Source organism: Neobacillus dielmonensis (assembly GCF_000612665.1).
Classification (GTDB): domain Bacteria; phylum Bacillota; class Bacilli; order Bacillales; family Cytobacillaceae; genus Neobacillus; species Neobacillus dielmonensis.
This window is the reverse complement of sequence record NZ_HG942077.1, coordinates 40,200-59,146: the sequence shown is the minus strand read 5'-3', so window position 1 is coordinate 59,146 and position 18,947 is coordinate 40,200. Positions and strand designations below refer to the sequence as shown.

Annotated in this window: 13 protein-coding genes; all 13 read left to right on the top strand. The window is 40.9% G+C overall.

Features of this window, described 5'->3' with window-relative positions; translation table 11 throughout:
- Nucleotides 1-184: 184 nt before the first annotated feature.
- A complete protein-coding gene (locus BN2425_RS18085; protein ID WP_319922087.1) occupies nucleotides 185-1,048 on the top strand; it encodes a C39 family peptidase in 864 nt (287 codons plus the stop codon).
- Nucleotides 1,049-1,264: 216 nt separating this feature from the next.
- On the top strand, nucleotides 1,265-1,981 hold the full coding sequence (locus BN2425_RS18080) for a (Fe-S)-binding protein (RefSeq protein ID WP_042462385.1): 717 nt from the start codon (nucleotides 1,265-1,267) through the stop codon (nucleotides 1,979-1,981).
- Nucleotides 1,982-2,025: 44 nt separating this feature from the next.
- The gene (locus BN2425_RS18075) at nucleotides 2,026-3,450 is read left to right on the top strand and encodes a LutB/LldF family L-lactate oxidation iron-sulfur protein (RefSeq protein WP_042462383.1); all 1,425 of its coding nucleotides are present in this window, start codon (nucleotides 2,026-2,028) and stop codon (nucleotides 3,448-3,450) included.
- A gap of 1 nt (nucleotide 3,451) precedes the next feature.
- Nucleotides 3,452-4,171: a LutC/YkgG family protein gene (locus BN2425_RS18070; RefSeq protein WP_042462381.1), complete on the top strand. Its 720-nt coding sequence runs from the start codon at nucleotides 3,452-3,454 to the stop codon at nucleotides 4,169-4,171.
- 209 nt (nucleotides 4,172-4,380) lie between these two features.
- On the top strand, nucleotides 4,381-6,510 hold the full coding sequence (locus BN2425_RS18065; protein ID WP_264757815.1) for a bifunctional aldolase/short-chain dehydrogenase: 2,130 nt from the start codon (nucleotides 4,381-4,383) through the stop codon (nucleotides 6,508-6,510).
- A gap of 274 nt (nucleotides 6,511-6,784) precedes the next feature.
- Nucleotides 6,785-8,956, top strand: coding sequence for a glycoside hydrolase family 88/105 protein (locus BN2425_RS18060; RefSeq protein WP_042462377.1), 2,172 nt, complete (start codon nucleotides 6,785-6,787; stop codon nucleotides 8,954-8,956).
- On the top strand, nucleotides 8,949-10,349 hold the full coding sequence (locus BN2425_RS18055; protein WP_042462375.1) for a family 4 glycosyl hydrolase: 1,401 nt from the start codon (nucleotides 8,949-8,951) through the stop codon (nucleotides 10,347-10,349). The genes BN2425_RS18060 and BN2425_RS18055 overlap by 8 nt, the downstream gene beginning before the upstream one ends.
- A gap of 70 nt (nucleotides 10,350-10,419) precedes the next feature.
- Nucleotides 10,420-11,076 carry a rhamnogalacturonan acetylesterase gene (locus BN2425_RS18050; protein ID WP_042462373.1) on the top strand — a complete coding sequence of 219 codons (657 nt, stop codon included), beginning with the start codon at nucleotides 10,420-10,422 and terminating at the stop codon, nucleotides 11,074-11,076.
- A gap of 172 nt (nucleotides 11,077-11,248) precedes the next feature.
- Complete coding sequence (locus BN2425_RS18045) at nucleotides 11,249-12,442, top strand: oligogalacturonate lyase family protein (RefSeq protein ID WP_042462371.1); 1,194 nt, start codon at nucleotides 11,249-11,251, stop codon at nucleotides 12,440-12,442.
- Between the two features lie 27 nt (nucleotides 12,443-12,469).
- Nucleotides 12,470-15,049 (top strand): exo-rhamnogalacturonan lyase family protein, encoded by a 2,580-nt coding sequence (locus BN2425_RS18040; RefSeq protein WP_216628811.1) that lies wholly within the window; start codon nucleotides 12,470-12,472, stop codon nucleotides 15,047-15,049.
- A 191-nt stretch (nucleotides 15,050-15,240) separates the two neighbouring features.
- Nucleotides 15,241-16,782 (top strand): extracellular solute-binding protein, encoded by a 1,542-nt coding sequence (locus tag BN2425_RS18035; RefSeq protein ID WP_042462367.1) that lies wholly within the window; start codon nucleotides 15,241-15,243, stop codon nucleotides 16,780-16,782.
- Between the two features lie 87 nt (nucleotides 16,783-16,869).
- A complete protein-coding gene (locus BN2425_RS18030) occupies nucleotides 16,870-17,850 on the top strand; it encodes an ABC transporter permease (RefSeq protein ID WP_042462366.1) in 981 nt (326 codons plus the stop codon).
- A 33-nt stretch (nucleotides 17,851-17,883) separates the two neighbouring features.
- Nucleotides 17,884-18,768, top strand: a complete 885-nt coding sequence (locus tag BN2425_RS18025) for a carbohydrate ABC transporter permease (RefSeq protein WP_042462461.1) — start codon at nucleotides 17,884-17,886, stop codon at nucleotides 18,766-18,768.
- Nucleotides 18,769-18,947: the final 179 nt, after the last annotated feature.

Genomic DNA, 18,947 nt, shown 5'->3' with positions numbered 1-18,947 from the left:
AATTCGTCATCTATGTTAAGGTTACTATTTTAATAGACAGTAAATTGGACTTATCTTTACAATTATTTTAAATCAATTGAAAAATTAAGACTTTTTTAAGGAAGTCTTATTATAATTAACTTAGAGTTTAATAGTATGGTATGACAATCACATATTGGAGAAAAAATAGAGAGGAGTGTACTCATTGAAGCAAAAAGTCTTGCTACTTATCATTCTTTTGGGGATACTCACAAGCGTAGGATATGTAGGAGTACAAAAAACTGTTCTTTCATCAAATGCGACTAATAATAAAGATATAACCGAACAGAAGCAAGATCAACAAAAACTTACTGAAGAAGCAGCGCCAGCCTCTGATGTTTCACAGGCTAGTTCCGGACAAGTAGATAATACAAGTCAAGACGAAACCCGAAGCTCAACTGAGGAACAAACGACAAATGTAACTCTTGGAGAAAATGGAAAATTTGTTATAAATGATGTCCCCTTAGTCCAACAACTGCCGGAATTATCACGGGGGTGTGAAGTAACTAGTCTTACCATGATGTTGCAATATGCCGGAGTTTCCGTAGATAAACTGACACTTGCAAAAGAAATAACATCTGTTCCTTTTCGTTATCAAAGCGGACTCAAAGGAAATCCTAACGAGGGATTTGTCGGTGATATTTATTCGTTCAATAAATCGGGTTACGGGGTTTATCATGCACCGATTGCTGCTTTAGCTGAAAAATACTTACCAGGTAAAATTGTTGATATGACGGGTCAAGATATCCATTCTATTTATAAGAGTGTAGAACAAGGAAATCCGGTTTGGGTGATTACAAATTCAAGATTTTCCAAACTGCCCGAAAGTGAGTTTTCTACTTGGAATACTCCTTCAGGGCAAGTAAAAATTACCTATCGAGAACATAGCGTATTAATACTAGGCTATGATAATAACTACGTTTACGTTAATGACCCATTAACTGAGGATCCTTATAAGGCTATTTCCAGGGAAAGCTTTGAAGCCTCGTGGGCACAAATGGGAAGCCAGGCAATTAGTTATAAATTATGATGTTGAGAAGGAAGTTAATGGGCAGCCATTGACTTCCTTTTTTTTAAAGAAAAAAGTCTATAAAGATAGTTGATATATAATATAATAGAAACAAAGATTTTACATTTTAATCAATAAGCTTTCAAAAACAAACAAAAATGTATTATAATAAAACAAAAATAAATAAAAGCTATGATGTATGCCAATTGCTAAATGCAAAAAGGGGATGTAAGAAAGATGAGAGTGAGTTTATTTGCCACATGTCTCGTGGATCTTTTCCAAAGCAATGTTGGGAAAGCTACCGTTGAATTGCTAGAACGATTAGGATGTGAAATAGATTTTCCAGAATCACAAGTATGCTGCGGGCAGCCTGCTTATAATAGCGGATACACAAAAGAATCGAAGGAAGCCATGAAGCGGATGATCGATACCTTTAAAGATGCGGAATATATTGTATGCCCATCAGGTTCCTGCGCTTTTATGTTTCATGAATATCAACATGTTTTTAAAGGCGACCCTGTCTGGGAACCAAAAGCAAAAAAATTGGCACAAAAAACGTATGAGCTGACTCAATTCATCGTCGATGTGTTAAAAGTCGAAGATGTCGGGGCGAGACTGGAAGGGAAAGCCACCTATCACACATCTTGCCATATGACAAGATTATTGGGTGTGAAGGAAGCACCGATGAAACTTTTGAAAAATGTAAAAGGTTTAGATTTCACAGAACTGCCTGGAAAAGAGCAATGCTGCGGGTTTGGCGGTACCTTTTCCGTTAAAATGGCTCAAATTTCCGAGCAAATGGTCGATGAAAAAGTATGCCATGTGGAAGAAACAGATGCGGATTATCTAATTGGAGCTGATGCAGGGTGCCTTATGAATATCGGCGGCCGAATCGACCGAAAAGGAAAGCCAATTAAGGTTCTGCATATAGCAGAAGTGTTAAACAGTCGTTAGTGATACGTTCAACAAAGCAGGTTTAAGAATGGGGGAATGATGCAATGCCAATGAAAATCAGCAATGAGCAGTTTAAAGAACGTGTCAGTAAGGGAATCCATGACGACTTTATGCGCGGTGCCGTCTCCAGTGCACAGGACGGCATGGGGGTCAAAAGACGCATCGCTGCCGAAGAACTAGGAAATTGGGAAGACTGGCGTTCTCATGGAGAAGAAATTCGTCAGCATGTGCTAGAAAACTTGGATTATTATTTGGAACAATTAAGCAACAATGTGGCTAAACGTGGCGGGCATGTATTTTTTGCCCAAACGAAAGAAGAAGCGAACGACTATATCCGCGGCATTGTCAGGGAGAAGCAGGCCAAAAAAATTGTCAAATCTAAATCAATGGTGACTGAAGAGATTAGTTTGAATCATGTCCTGGAACAAGAAGGTTGTGAAGTCATAGAGACCGACCTTGGCGAATATATTCTTCAGATTGATGACCATGATCCTCCGTCTCATATTGTCGTTCCGGCACTGCACAAAAATAAAGAGCAGATTCGCGATGTGTTCACGGAAAAACTAGGCTATACCAAAACCTCCAAACCGGAAGAACTGGCTGCCCATGCACGGGAGAAGCTACGTCAGGAATATCTGACGGCTGATATCGGGATTACCGGCTGTAACTTTGCGGTAGCAGAAACGGGTTCGTTCAGTTTGGTGACGAATGAGGGAAATGCGGATTTGGTTACGGCATTGCCTAAAACACAAATTACCGTCATGGGAATGGAACGAATTGTCCCTACTTTTGAAGAGATGGAGGTTCTAGTTTCCCTGTTAACCCGAAGTGCAGTTGGTCAGAAATTAACCAGCTATATTACCGTGCTGACCGGTCCTAAAGAGGAATTGAATGTTGATGGGCCGGAGGAATTCCATCTTGTCATTGTGGATAACGGAAGGTCCAATATTCTGGGCGGAGAATTTCAATCGGTACTGCAATGTATTCGCTGTGCGGCATGTGTGAATGCGTGTCCTGTCTATCGCCATGTGGGCGGGCATTCTTACGGATCCATTTATGCAGGACCAATTGGTGCTGTGCTTTCCCCATTGCTCGGTGGTTATGATGAGTTTAAAGAACTTCCATACGCCTCCTCACTTTGCGGAGCTTGTACGGAAGTGTGTCCAGTGAAAATACCACTGCATAACCTGCTGCTCAAACATCGTGAAGTAATTGTGGAAAAAGAAGGGAAAGCCCCTATTTCTGAAAAATTAGCAATGAAAGCATTCGGGTTGGGGGCTGCTTCACCAACTTTATATAAAATCGGTTCAAAACTAGCTCCAACTGCAATGAGTCCATTTAAGGATGGCGACAAAATTTCCAAAGGGCCAGGACCGCTAAAAGCCTGGACTGAAATTCGGGAATTTCCGGCACCAAATAAAGAAAGATTCCGAGATTGGTTTAAAAACCGGGAAGAAGGGGGCAAATAACGTGACTGGAACCATACAAAATCGCGAGGTATTCTTAAATAAAATTGCCAGCCAACTTGGGCGCACTCGTATTACGGCACCAATCGAACGACCAACCTGGAAATTCCGGCCGCAAGATGAGGTATTAAAGGGAGCAACGCAGGACGAATTGGTCGAGGTATTAAAAGAGCAGTGTAAGAAAATCCATACAACCTTTTATTCAACCGATAAAGACCAGTTATCGTCACTTTTAGATGAAGTGGTCTCTGGTTACGGCGGCGGTCCGATTGTCACTTGGAAGGATAAGCGATTTGCCGACTGGGGACTCGACCCACTTATGAAGCAGGAATGGCCCGAGAAAGAGATGGATGTATATGAATGGGATTATACGAGAGGTTCTGAAAACATTGCCAAAGCAGAGCAGGCGAATGTTGGTATTACAATAAGTGAAATCACTCTGGCGGAATCCGGGACTGTTGTTTTGTTTAGCGATGAAAATAAAGGCAGGACAGTCAGCTTCCTTCCAACAACCTATATTGCTCTAATACCTAAAAGCTCAATTGTGCCTAGGATGACACAGGCAGCCCAAAAAATGAGACAAATCCATGAGGAAACAGGCCATGTCGCATCTTGCATAAACTTTATAACCGGACCAAGCAATTCAGCCGATATTGAGTTAAATTTGGTTGTGGGTGTGCATGGACCCGTAAAAGCAACGTATATTGTTATCAATGATTTATAAATAAAACGAAACAAAGCTGTTCTAAGCAGTCATATTTGACTCACTTGGGACAGCTTTTTTTATTAGGCTGTCTTAAAGGAAAGGATTGGAACGGAAGGCGGTGTCTGGAGCGGAAATCAACAATCACGTAACATCTCGTTTTATTAAAAAACAAAACAAAATAAAAATTTGAAAGTTTTATGAACTTTTCTATTCAAAAATAAACAAAGATATATTATAATAAAACAGAAGTTAACAAACATAAATACAAACAATCGGAGGAAGTCGTAATGGTACAGAATCTATGGAATCAAGAAGCTGCATCACAAGTAACAAAAGGGGTAGAAGAACTCGTTTATCGTTCCAATTTAATTGGTTCGGATCGTGCGGTATGTAACTATGGCGGCGGTAACACTTCTATGAAGACAATTGAAAAGGATTTCCGTGGCCGTGATGTTGAAGTTATGTGGGTAAAAGGAAGCGGTTCCGATTTAGCAACAATGAAAGCAAGCAATTTTACTGGTCTTAACTTAGAAGACATTCGTCCATTATTCGAACGCGACGAAATGTCCGATGAAGACATGGTTGCTTACCTTTCACATTGTATGATTGACAGCAAACACCCAAGAGCATCAATCGAAACATTATTGCATGCATTCTTACCTTTCAAACATGTGGATCACACACATCCAGATGCGATTATTAGCCTTTGCTGTGCAGACAATGGTAAGCAACTAGCCGAAGAGATTTTTGGAAACCGTTTTGTGTGGGTACCATATATTCGTCCTGGATTTACACTTTCAAAAATGATTGCACAGGGAGTATTAAATAACCCGAATGCAGAACTAGTATTAATGGAAAAACATGGCCTTGTAACTTGGGGAGAAACATCTGAAGAGGCATACGCAAAAACTATCCAAATTATCAACGAAGCAGAAGCATATATTAATGAAAGAATTGACGAGGCCAAAACTTTTGGCGGCCAAAAATATCAATCTCTTTCCGAAGAAGAAGCTACTAGCGTTCTAGCTAAAGTACTGCCAGTGATTCGTGGTGCGGTAAGTGATGAGAAGAAAATGCTGTTAACTTACGACCGTGGTGAAGATGTATTGCAATTTGTAAACAGCTACAACGCACCAGAACTTTCACAAATCGGTGCTGCTTGTCCTGATCATCTTGTTCATACAAAAATGATTCCCCTTTATGTAAACTGGGATCCGCAAACAAAAGATGTTGAAGCGCTGATTGCCAGCATTAAAGAGGGAGTTGAAAGCTTTAAAGTAGCTTACAAACAATACTTTGAAGAGAACAAAAACGAAGGCGACAAAATGTTTGAACCAGCACCTCGTGTTATCTTAATTCCTGGTATTGGTATGGTGAACACTGGTAAGGACATTAAAAATTCAAGAATCAGCGGTGCTTTATACCACCGTGCCATTTCTGTTATGAAGGGCGCTACAACATTAGGAAACTTTGTTTCTCTAAGTGCAAACGAATCTTACAATGTTGAATACTGGCCATTAGAATTATATAAATTATCTCTTGCTCCAGCTGAAGCAGAATTCTCTAGAAAAGTAGCATTCATTACTGGAGGAGCAGGTGGAATCGGAAGTGCAACAGCACGCCGCCTTGCAGCTGAAGGAGCAGCGGTTGTTCTAGCTGACTTAAACCTTGAAGGTGCAGAAAAGGTTGCTGCTGAAATTAACGAACAATTTGGTGCTGACCGTGCTCTTGCAGTTAAAATGGATGTAACCAGTGAAGAACAAGTACAGGTTGCATTTGATCAAACTGCACTTACTTTCGGTGGGGTCGATATCATTGTGAATAACGCCGGTCTTGCTTCAGGGAGTCCGCTTGACGAAACTACTCTTAAAGAATGGAACCTAAACTTAAATGTACTAGGAACTGGTTATTTCCTAGTAGCCCGTGAAGCCTTCAAGCAAATGAAGCAACAGAACATCGGCGGGAACATGGTATTTGTCGGTTCTAAAAACTCTGTTTATGCCGGCAAAAATGCTGCTGCTTATAGCTCGGTTAAGGCACTTGAAACCCATTTGGCAAGATGTATTGCGGCTGAAGGCGGGGAGTTTGGTATCCGTGTTAACTCCGTTCTTCCAGATGCTGTACTCCAAGGTTCCGCTATTTGGAATTCAAAATGGCGTGAAGAACGTGCTGAAGCATACGGTATTGCACCTGACCAATTAGAAGAGCACTATCGTAAACGTACTACCTTGCTAGTAAACATTTATCCTAGTGATATCGCAGAATCAATCGCATTCTTTGCATCATCTAAATCTGACAAGACAACTGGCTGTATGTTAACTGTCGATGGCGGTGTGCCTGCTGCGTTTACAAGATAAATAGTCATATTGAGAAATTACAGAACTGCCGACAACATCCTAAAGAAAAGGATGTCGCCGGCAGTTTTTTTGCATAATCTTTTAATACAAATAAAATAGAACTTATTCGTAACAGAAACAAATTTGTCCAAAGTCGGCAAAAAAGTCTTATTTCGCCTTCCTGAAATTTAAAAAAGTGGTATTGTTGGAAAATCTAAGCTCTACTAAAGTATATGATAAGGAGGGGATAGAGTCAGATAAAACAACCTAAATAAAGTAGGAGGGAGGAAGAACAATGTCACCTTATTTTCATCAGAATGAAAGCATTTACGCAAAGCTTGGAGATCAGTTAGAAGGAATTCTAGCAACGATTTCCAATCGATATATAGGGTCAAATCCTCCACACCCCGTAACCTTTAGAGCTTTTAGTAAAAAGGGTTTTCTTCGTGGAAGCGATTATCGCTATTTAATGAATTTGGATGAACGATTTCCGGAAGCAAGTCATGGGCAATGGGTTTATACTTGGGCCAAATTATGGAGCGAAGAGCCGAAAGAAGTTGCCTTGGGATTAAACTGTTTTGGCCCGGTACAGATTTACCTACGTAACGAACTCGTTTTTAAATCGAGTATTGTGGAGGAAACAAATCCGAAGAGAAGATGCAATTTACGTGTAAGGCTGGAAAAGGGATGGAATCACTTCATTCTCCAATTTATGAAAACGCCTTCTGGGTTTGGGGGTATTTTTGGAACGGGGTCTTTTAAACGGTTTCCACTACACTTTTTAATGCCGTCCGAAGAAAGAAATGGCCAAGAAGGCTGGCTCTATACACAACCGCTTGATGGCCAATTAGACCAGCTGCCTCAAGAAGGTATGTATGAAAGTGAAACCGATGTAAAGTGGCTGCCAGATAGAACATGGGGACAAGAAAGGCCACAGCTTTCAAGAATGTTTGGATGTATGGAAAATAGACAAGCACTTGCTTGGACGAAGCTGGTCAATAACAAGCCTGCCATCCGGACTTTTACTCTGAGGGGGGAGAATAAAGGACCTCTACAACTATTTATAAATGGTGAATGTGTATACCATTCATCACAGGACAAGGAGTTTCAAGTTTCCGTTGATCTCCCGTTTGGAGAATTCCAGGTGGTGATTAAAAGCACCTGTCAAGGCAAAGAGTGGGGCTTTCAACTTGATGGAGGCGAATTTGCCCTTCCGGTACCAATCGATGGTGCCAAGGATGTATGGATGTATGCCGGTCCATTTTCATTGTCGGCCCCACTTGTTCTTGAGGAAGTACTAAGGATGGATACCCTATTAGAAGGTTCTAATGGTCCAACTTACTGGCGGCTGGATATGCCGGATACATGGGTACGGCCTTATTTGGAAAATCCTTTGTTTGGAAAGTGGGATTATCCGCTTGGCGTTACATTATTTGGACTGTTACAGACGGGGCAAGAGTTAAACCGCGAGGATATTGTCAACTACGCTTTGCTCCATATCGAGACATGCACATCCTTCTATCAATATTCCTTATGGGATCGAAAGGAGTATGGCGCCGCCGGGATTAATACCCAATTATCAGCAATTGATAGCTTAGATGATTGCGGATCGTTTGGAGCAACCATGCTGGTCGGCCATCAAATAGCACCAATCCGCGATGCAAGAGAAGTTGCCGATGATATTGCGGATTATATTTCCAATAAACAAAGCCGCCTGCCAAACCAGGCATTATATCGCAGCTTCGGCAGTGTGGAATTTATGAAGAATACGGTATGGTGCGATGATTTGTACATGAGTGTACCGTTTCTTTGCAGATATTTTGAGTTAACAAAAGACAGCGCTTACCTTGATGATGCCGTAAATCAGTTTTTACGCTATAAGGAACTTTTATTTATTCCAGGCATGAACATTATGTCACATGTCTATGATTTTAAATTTAATACGACGACAGGAATCCCATGGGGCCGCGGTAATGGCTGGGTGATCTTTTCCTTATCGGAATTATTGGCTGTGCTGCCGGAAAGCCATCCACAGCGGATAGAACTTCTGACCTTTTTTAGAGAACTAGCGGAAGGCTATTTAGCATTGCAGGGGGAAAACGGCTTATGGCACCAAGTGTTAACCGAACAGGACTCCTATGAAGAAACTTCTTGTACGGCAATGTTTATTTATGCTTTTGCACGTGGCATTCGCTATGGCTGGCTGGAAGACCCAGAAGAATTTATCGAAGCCGTTTTCCAGGGCTTTGAAGGGCTATCTAAGGTGGGCGTTGATAAATATGGAAATGTGTATGGCGTTTGCCAAGGCTCGGGTTATGCCTTCACGAAGGAATATTACAAAGATGACCTAACATGGATACTGAATGACACACATGGAATTGGCATTGTTTTACTCTCAGGCATTGAAACACTAAGGCTAAAAAAATGGATGGCTCAACAAATCAAAGGAGGAGTTTTGCATGGTTAAGCAAATGAAAGATGTACAAATCGCGTATATCGGCGGGGGATCACGCGGCTGGGCGTGGGGACTAATGAGTGATCTAGCTATGGAGGAAAGTATTTCCGGGACCGTTAAACTATATGATATCAATTACGAAGCAGCAAAACAAAATGAGACGATCGGCAACCGTTTGCGTGAACGTGACGAAGTGGTCGGCCAGTGGAACTATGAAGCTGTTAAAACATTAAAAGAAGCATTAACAGGTGCGGATTTTGTGATTATCTCGATTTTGCCTGGGACATTCTTAGAGATGAAGTCAGATGTACATACGCCGGAACAATTCGGAGTTTATCAATCTGTTGGGGACACAGTGGGTCCTGGTGGAATGGTCAGGGCACTAAGGACGATTCCGCTCTTTGTGGAAATTGCCAATGAAATTAAGGAGCATTCGCCAAATGCATGGGTCATCAATTATACAAACCCAATGAGCCTATGCACTAGAACTCTTTATCATGTATTCCCAGAAATCAAAGCATTTGGCTGCTGTCATGAAGTATTTGGCACCCAAAAACTTTTGGCTTCCATGTTGGAGGACTTGGAAGGATTTGAAAAGGTTAAACGCAGTGACATAAAGGTGAATGTGCTGGGGATTAACCATTTTACCTGGATTGACCGTGCTTCCTATCAAAATATCAATCTTTTGCCGTTATATGAAAAATTTGCTGATCAATATTACGAGTCCGGTTTTGAGGGGAGAAACACTGGCAATTGGATGAACGACCATTTCTCTTCCGCCCAAAGAGTAAAGTTCGACTTGTTTAAAAAGTTTGGTATCATTGCCGCTGCCGGGGACCGTCATTTGGCGGAATTCATGCCGAACACCTGGTATTTGCAAAGCCCTGAAAAAGTAAGAGAATGGAAATTTAGCCTGACACCGGTTGATTGGCGGATGGAAAGAGGCAAAGAACTTTATGAAAAGGGCCGGCGCCTAGCCAATGGAGAGGAATCCTTTGTATTAAACGCTACAGGTGAAGAAGGCGTTCAAATGATTAAAGCAATCCTTGGATTGGGTGACATCATTTCGAATGTTAATTTACCGAACAAGGGGCAAATGGCTGGTATGCCAGAAGACGTGATTGTCGAAACGAACGCAGTATTTGGCCACAATAGTGTCCAGCCGATTGTCTCGGGTAAGCTGCCAACGCCTGTCAATAATATGGTTTTACGCCACATCCATATACAGGAGATGACGCTCCAAGCTGCCATACAATGTGATAAGCAATTAGCCTTAAGTGCATTTAGACAAGATCCTTTGTTAAGTTCGCTTACTCCTGAAGAAGCCGAGGAGCTTTTTGAAAAAATGTTGTTTAATACAAAAAGCTATCTGCCTGGTTGGGAGTTTGAAACCGTTAAAAATTAAATTAGTAAGAAGGGAATCCCTTGCTGCATGCAGGGGTTCTTCATTTGCCATCCAATGGGAGGGGATATTCATGAATTTATATAAGCAAAAGATTTTCCTTGCTGCTGATTCCACCGTACAAAGATATGACGAGACTGAAAAAAATCAAGGCGGCTGGGGAGAGTTCCTCCAGGACTATTTCACGGATGAGGTAGAAGTAGCGAATCATGCAATCGGCGGAAGAAGCTCCAAAACCTTTATCGAGGAAGGTCGATTAGGTAAAATAGCAGAAGAAATCAAAGCCGGTGACTACTTGTTCATCCAAATGGGGCATAATGACGCAACCAAGAGCAAGCCAGAACGGTTTACAGAACCTTTTACAACTTACAAAGAGTATTTAATAGAATATGTTAACGCTGCCAGAAGCCATCAGGCACAGCCAGTGTTGATTACCCCAGTAGCCAGATTGCATCTGGCAAATGGCGTTTTTATTAATGACTTCCCGGAATATTGCCAAGCCATGAAGGAAATCGCAAGGGATGAACACGTAGCACTGATCGATCTAATGGAAAAAAGTCTGAAGCTATTTGAGAGAATTGGGTATGAGGAAGCACTTACCTACTTTATGGTCTCAGTCAACGGAACCGACTACACCCATTTTACAAAAACAGGCGCCAATCAGATGGCTAGACTGGTAGTTGAAGGAGTAAAAGAACTGGCTCTGCCAATCTCTAAGTTTATTAAATAAGTGAGTTATATAAAAGATCATCCATTTTTTGGGTGGTCTTTTTTTGCAATGATTTCCACACATGATTCTACACAAGTGCAAAAAAGTGTTATTGAAGGAAAAAGAAAGCGCTTGTAAGGTTGAATTGACAATAGTTTTAATATGAAGTTAAAAAAGAAAAGAGGAATGTACATTGGGAAAGGGTACAACATGGCCAAGTGAACAGAGTGAGTTTCGGGATTCCATTACTGATATCAAGATTACTCAATTAACGGACCACAAGGCACACGATTATCATGTTTATTTCACGAATAACGGCTGGTATGATAACGGATCAAGACTTTTAATATGTTCAGACCGCGGGAACTCGACAAATTTATACAGCATTGAATTGTCCACCGGAGAATTAACACAGCTTACGGATTTAGACCCTAAACTGTCAAATGGATTACAAGGAACTTTCTTAAACCCGCTCAAACACGAAGCGTATTTTACTTACGATAACAAAATTATCGCCATTAACCTCGATACCTATGAGGAACATACTATCTATCATTTGCCAAAAGGATATCATTTTAGCAATTTAAGCTGTACGGCGGATGGAAAATATTTATGTTTCGGTCTTTCTGAAGATTTGTCACAATCTATCAAAACCAATCTTTCAGGCGGATATGTAGGTTTTGAAGAAACAGAAGCGGCAAGACCCCATTGCATGATTAACTTACTCAATCTCGAAACAGGAGAAACCAGAATCATTCATGAAGAAAAACGCTGGATTGGTCATGTCAATGCATCACCCACCCAGCCGCATTTGATTACATTCTGCCACGAAGGACCATGGGAAAAAGTAGACCATCGAATCTGGGTTATGAATATTCAATCAGGAGAGGTTTGGAAGCTCCGCGAGGGAACAAACAATCAATATGCCGGCCATGAATACTGGCATGCGGATGGACTCACGATTGGCTATCATGGGTTTACGGAATCACTAGACAGAAAAGACGGCAAGTTTCTTGGATTTGCCACTTTTAATAATTCAGATTCTCTAGAGTTTGAGTTTCCTTATCAAAATATGCATATTCATTCAAATGATTCAACTTTCATCGTGGGGGATGGACAGCAGTCGAGTGCCTACCATGGCGAAAGGTACCAGGATTGTATTTTTCTATGGAAAAAGAACGATCAAGGCATGGAAGGACCAAGAATTTTATGTAAACATCGCGGCAGCTTTCATGTTCAACAAATCCATGTACATCCAAGGTTTAGTCCGGACGGGACACAAATCCTGTTTACGAGTGATATGAATGGCTATGGAAACGTTTATTTAGCGGAGGTTCCTGACTTTGAAAGTCTACCTAAATTGATCGATGGGAAATTGATAAGGTAATAGAATGACAGAATGGAGAAAAAATCGATGAAAGTAAAATGGTTAAACACAAAACCGACAACACAAACGGGTATCTCCTGGGGGGTGCCATGGAAACAAGGGGCGTTACTGAAAGAAGATTCCCTTTCCCTTGAAAATACAAAAGGAGAAAAAACCCCATTGCAAAGCTGGCATATGGCTTTTTGGCCGGATGGAAGCGTGAAATGGACCGGACATGCAGCCATCTTACAGGGGGATCTTGATTCATATGAAATTGTAAAAGACGAAAATGCAATCAGTGAGCGTCCATTACAGATCACAGAAACAGATAAAACCATTGAAATAGATACCGGCGAAAGCCAATTTATTGTGAATAAACAAGGAAGCAGCTTTATCCAAACCATAAAAAACGGCTCTAAAATTTTTGGCACAGACGGAAGATTAGTTGCGATTATAGAAAGCCGCAGCAATGAGAACGGAAGCAAGGTTACTCGGGAAACAGCCCTTCAAAGTAAAATTAACCAGGTTGAATTGGAACAAAAAGGTCCGTTAAGAAGTGTCATTAAAATCGAAGGTATCCACCAAAATCCAGTAAAGGAGAATACGTTACTTCCTTTTGTTTTAAGATTATACTTTTTTGCCGGTACATCCACGGTTCGAATGGTCCATACCTTTTTCTATGACGGTGACTCGCAAAATGATTTTATTAAAGGGTTAGGCATGGAATTTACAGTGCCAGTAACAGGGGAGCTCTGGAACCGAAATGTCCGTTTTGCCGGTGATACGGGAATATTCTCAGAACCAGCGCAGCTGTTACTTACCAGACGACACCGAAACGCAAATGGATTGTACCAAAAGCAAATTGCTGGGGAAATATTGAATTTAACAGGACCTGAGCACAAACCATTGCTTGACCATGCCACGCAAAATGCGGTTTGGAATGATTTTAAAATTATGCAAGACTCTTCAGACCATTATAAAATTGCAAAACGGTCCGGGGACGGCTGCTCATGGGTAGAATCCACTCACGGAACAAGAGCCAAAGGCTTGATTTATGTTGGGGGAGAAGATGGCGGCATTGGAATTGGCATGAAAAACTTCTGGCAGAAGTTCCCGTCCAGTTTGGAAGTATCTCAATTAAGCCAAGCAGCAGCAAAAGTAAAAGTGTGGTTTTGGGCACCTGATTCCGAGGCTATGGATTTCAGGCATTACAGTCAGGAAACCCATGTGGTGAGTGCCTACGAGGGATTTGATGAAATGAGGGCCACTCCATATGGCATTGCCAATACAAGTGAAGTTTATTTGCAACTTTACGCCAATGCCCCAACACATCGAGAATTGGTAGAAAAAATCGATGAGTGGCAATCACCAGTATTGTTGGTTTGCGAACCAGAGTATTATTACGCAACACAAGCAATGGGAGTTTGGGGCTTACCTGATAGAAGCACCCCTGCCAAAGCGATGTTAGAGCAACAATTGGATCATGCCTTTTCTTTTTATAAAAAGGAAGTGGAACAACGAAAATGGTACGGTTATTGGAACTATGGGGATGTCATGCATACCTATGATCCCGTTCGCCATCAATGGCGGTATGACTTAGGGGGGTTTGCTTGGCAAAATACAGAATTGGTTCCAAATATATGGCTCTGGTATGCATTCTTGCGTTCAGGCAGGGAAGACATCTTTACATTGGCGGAAGCCATGACCCGTCATACCAGTGAGGTCGATCGTTATCACTTGGGTGAATATGCAGGACTGGGTTCACGGCACAATGTCGTTCATTGGGGCTGTGGCTGCAAGGAAGCACGTATTAGCATGGCAGGACTGCATAAGTATTATTACTTTTTAACAACCGACGAAAGAACCCGGGATTTGTTAACGGAGGTGCGAGATGCGGATAAAGCACTATACGGCCTCGATCCAATGAGGGAATTTTATTCGAGTGAGGAATTTCCAACGCATGCCCGTACAGGTCCAGATTGGGCAGCCTTTTGTTCCAATTGGTTTTCCGAATGGGAACGGACGGAAAATGTCGAATATAAACAGAAAATAGTCAGAGGTATTGAAATTCTTAAAAAGCTGCCGTTGCGATTACTTTCTGGCCCGACATTTGGCTATGATCCGGAAACAAGCTCACTTTTTCATATGGGCGATGGTAATGAAGGCGGCTACCATATGGTCATTGCGTTTGGAGGGCCCCAGGCATGGTTCGAAATTGCCCAAGCTCTGGAAGATGAAGAATGGGATGATATGTTAGCTGAGTTTGGAGAATTTTATGTGTTAAGCAACGAAGAAAAAATGGAAAGAAGTAATGGCATTCTACATGATCGACTATTCAGTCTGCCTATGTTGGCATCCGGAATGGTGGCCTATGCAGCGGCGAAAAGGCAGGATGAAACATTGGCAAAAAAAGCTTGGAATCTATTATTAAACGAAAATATTAGTGAAATGGTCCTGCCAATCGCACCCCACGAAGTCAATACTTGGAGGACATTAGCTGAAATACCGGAAATAACGACTAACACAACTTCACAGTGGTGTTTAAATACGATTGTCTCCTTGGAACTGATAGGAAATTATCTTCCTATCAATTACAAACAAGAAAGTGTTATACCGGCAATAAAGTGAAAAAAACTTTTAAAACCCTGCTATATCAATGGGTTGGCAATTACAAAAATTGATAATTGTGAGAAAAGTGAGAGCGGTTTAATTTAGAACTATACAGGACACAGTTACGACAAATTATTCACTTATGTGGGCGAATCAGTAACTGGAAAATGTGGCGATTTTATTCACTATTTTTTATTGGGGGAATTTAAATGAAAAAATCAAAAAAATCATTAGGAAAGAAGGCTGCGATCCCGGCAGTAACTGTATTGCTGGCATCTTCCCTGATCGGATGCAGCAATGATTCTGCTGAAACAAGTGGAAAGGCCAAAGCAGAAAAAACGTCAAAACCAAATATCACGATCATGACAACGGCTTTTTCTACTACACCGATTACAGACAACAGTCCAGCATTACAGGCACTTGAAAAATACACTGGGGCCGATATCACTGTAAACTATGTAATGAATTCAGTTTATAATGACAAGTTAAACGTAACATTAGCTTCCGGCAATTTACCAAAGGTTATTATGATTCCTGATAAACTTCCAAGTTTTGTAAGCGCTGTCCGCAACGATGCCTTTTGGGATCTAACAAAATATTTAAAAGACTATCCAAATTTAAGCAAGGCAAATAAAATCACCTTGGAAAACAGTGCAATTGATGGAAAAATTTACGGCATTTACCGGGCACGGCCACTGGGAAGAACCGGCATTTATTTCCGAAAAGATTGGTTAGATAAATTGGGATTAGAACAGCCTAAGACGATTGACGATTTTTATAATGTCTTAAAAGCTTTCACAAACGACGATCCTGATGGAAACGGTAAAGATGATACTTACGGTATGGTGATTTCAAAATACACCGGCCCATTCGATGTGATGCAAACATGGTTTGGTGCACCTAATAAATGGGGCCTCACTAAAGATGGCAAGCTCCAGCCGGACTTTATGACAAAAGAATATATGGATGCATTGAAATTCTTTAAAAAGTTGTATGACGAAAAATTAATCAATCAAGACTTTGCTGTAATGGATTCCGGAAAATGGGACGTACCATTCCAAAATGGACAGGCTGGACTAATTGTTAACGTTTTAGACCAAGCACATCGTAATCAAACTGCGATGGAAAAGATCGATCCAAAATTAAAAGATGTTGTGGATGTAATGGGAGCGGTAGAAGGACCGGAAGGACTTCATAACCTGCCAACTGCCGGTTATAGTGGTATGCTGGCAATTCCGAAATCAAGTGTTAAAACTGAAAAGGAATTAAAACAAGTCTTGTCATTCCTTGATAAGCTGAATAATGAACCGGCACAGACCATTGCCTATGCAGGTGTGGAAGGTCGCCATTATAAAATGGAGAACGGCAAATTTACACCGCTTGTTACATCAACAGATCCGCTATTTGCTGAATTCCAAGACCTTAACCAATTCATACCAGGTATACCTGAAGAGAACTTCAAGCATGCTGACTATACTCCACTTCAAGTGAAAGAAAAAGAAATCATTAAAGACAATGAAAAGATTGTTGTAGCCAATCCTGCAGCATCATTGCTTTCAGAAGTGTATGCTCAAAAAGGACAGCAGTTGGACAATATTATCAATGATGCCCGTATTAAATACATCGTTGGTCAGATTGATGAACAAGGCTTCAAAGATGCCATAAAATTATGGAAATCTTCCGGTGGGGACGACTACACTGATGAAATCAATAAGTTATACAAAGAAAGCAAAAGTAAAAGCAAAAAGTAAGCTTTGAAAGAAACAGGCAGTTATCGCTAGCTGCCTGTTTTAAAAAAATTCACCGATGAAAATATGCAAAATGGAAGGAGTGGAACAATGGAAAGAGCTGATGCACAAGCTGCTGAAACGGAATTAGGCACCCTAACCAAGCCGTCAAAAAAAGCAAAGTCCAGCATTTCTCCGCTTCAACGGATCATAAGGGATAAATGGTTGTATGTCTTGTTGCTCCCAGGGTTGGCCTATTTTATCATTTTTAAATATCTTCCAATGTGGGGAGTGGTCATTGCGTTTCAGGATTACTCACCATTTAAAGGAGTGTTTGGAAGTGAATGGGTCGGTTTTGATAACTTTACCAACTTCTTTAAAAACCCGGATTTCTTTAGGTTATTGAAAAACACGGCCATCTTCGCAGTGTTAAATTTAGTGTTTTTCTTTCCGGCCCCGATTATCTTATCGTTATTGCTAAATGAATTGCGGAGCAATTCCTATAAGCGAGTTATGCAAACCTTTATCTATGTGCCGCACTTTATGTCTTGGGTTATCATTGCCAGTATTACATATGTCTTTTTTACAACTAGCGGCGGTGTCGTGAATGAGATCGTTGAACAAATTTATGGCAGGAAGATGGATTTTCTCTCTGCTCCTGAATGGTTTCGGCCATTAATTATGCTCCAAATCATTTGGAAAGAGACTGGCTGGGGAACGGTTATCTTTTTAGCAGCGCTCACAGCCGTTGATAAAGAGCAATATGAAGCAGCGATTGTGGACGGTGCCGGAAGATTTAGGCGGTTATGGCATGTCACATTGCCTGCGATTAGAAGCACCATTATCGTCATGCTGATTTTGCAGTTAGGTCGTTTTCTTGACACTGGTTTCCAACAGATTTATTTGATGAGTAACTCATTAAACCGCGGTGTTGCTGACGTTTTTGACACATATGTTTATTTTGTCGGAATTACCCAAGGAGCGTACAGCTATAGTACGGCCGTCGGTTTATTTAAATCAGTCATTGGAATCATTTTGGTGTTGGGATCAAACAAACTGGCCAAGAAATTTGGAGAAGAAGGAATCTTTTAATGGTGTATCATCAAGGAGGTGTGGCGTATGTCAATGCCAAAAATGCATAATACACGTGCAGGGCGCGTATTTGATGGATTTAACGTAATTATTTTGGGAATCATTGGGATTCTAATGATTCTGCCATTTCTTTATATCATTGCAGGGTCATTTGCAACGGAGGCTGAACTAACAAGGAGAAGCTTTTTCATCTGGCCGGAAACATTCACCCTCAATGCCTATAAATATATTTTCTCTACTGCGACATTTTCGCGGAGTATACTGGTATCGATAGGTGTCACCTTAGTTGGAACAATAGTTTGTCTGTTTTTTACCTTTACCATGGCCTATCCGTTATCGAGAAAAAATTTATTAGGACGAAACTTGTTTTTGAATCTAGTTGTTTTTTCCATGTTATTTAGTGGTGGAATGATTCCGACTTACATTGTTGTAAAATCATTGGGATTGTTAGATTCATATTGGTCACTAATTTTGCCAGGAGCCATTAATCCCTTTAACCTCATTATTGTTAAAACCTTCTTCCAGGGCATTCCGAATGAATTAGAGGAAGCTGCCAAAATGGATGGTTGTACAGAAATCGGAATTTTTTGGCGGATTCTTCTACCATTATCAACACCTGTGCTTGCTACGTTCACCTTATTTTATGCGGTTGGAATCTGGAACGATTTCTTCCATGCCTTATTGTATATAAGTGACAGCACGAAGTGGCCAGTCCAAGTGTTGCTTCAGCAAATTATTATTCTATCGCAAGGAAATCTGACGGATACTGCCGCGCAGGCAGGTGCATATGTAACCCCGCCTGAACAGTCCTTGAAATTGGCTGTTGTAGTGGTTGCTACCTTGCCAATATTAATCGTTTATCCATTCCTGCAGAAACATTTTGCTCAAGGAATGCTGTTGGGATCTGTAAAAGGATAATAAATTCGTCTGTTTGAAGAATAAAGACTAGTTTATAATGGATCATATGGTCCATTAAAAACTAGTCTTTATTTGCTTTTTAAAAACGGGAGAAAAGTTTTGTTTGTCTGTTTTTATAGGACAAAATATTTGTATTTATATGTTTTTGGGTGAAGAGTCATAAAAATTTCTCATTAAAG

Coding starts and splice junctions, on each gene's coding strand:
- BN2425_RS18080 (WP_042462385.1), top strand. CDS start 1,265: ATGAGAGTGAGTTTATTTGCCACATGTCTCGTGGATCTTTTCCAAAGC.
- BN2425_RS18075 (WP_042462383.1), top strand. CDS start 2,026: ATGCCAATGAAAATCAGCAATGAGCAGTTTAAAGAACGTGTCAGTAAG.
- BN2425_RS18060 (WP_042462377.1), top strand. CDS start 6,785: ATGTCACCTTATTTTCATCAGAATGAAAGCATTTACGCAAAGCTTGGA.
- BN2425_RS18055 (WP_042462375.1), top strand. CDS start 8,949: ATGGTTAAGCAAATGAAAGATGTACAAATCGCGTATATCGGCGGGGGA.
- BN2425_RS18050 (WP_042462373.1), top strand. CDS start 10,420: ATGAATTTATATAAGCAAAAGATTTTCCTTGCTGCTGATTCCACCGTA.
- BN2425_RS18040 (WP_216628811.1), top strand. CDS start 12,470: ATGAAAGTAAAATGGTTAAACACAAAACCGACAACACAAACGGGTATC.
- BN2425_RS18035 (WP_042462367.1), top strand. CDS start 15,241: ATGAAAAAATCAAAAAAATCATTAGGAAAGAAGGCTGCGATCCCGGCA.
- BN2425_RS18030 (WP_042462366.1), top strand. CDS start 16,870: ATGGAAAGAGCTGATGCACAAGCTGCTGAAACGGAATTAGGCACCCTA.
- BN2425_RS18025 (WP_042462461.1), top strand. CDS start 17,884: ATGCCAAAAATGCATAATACACGTGCAGGGCGCGTATTTGATGGATTT.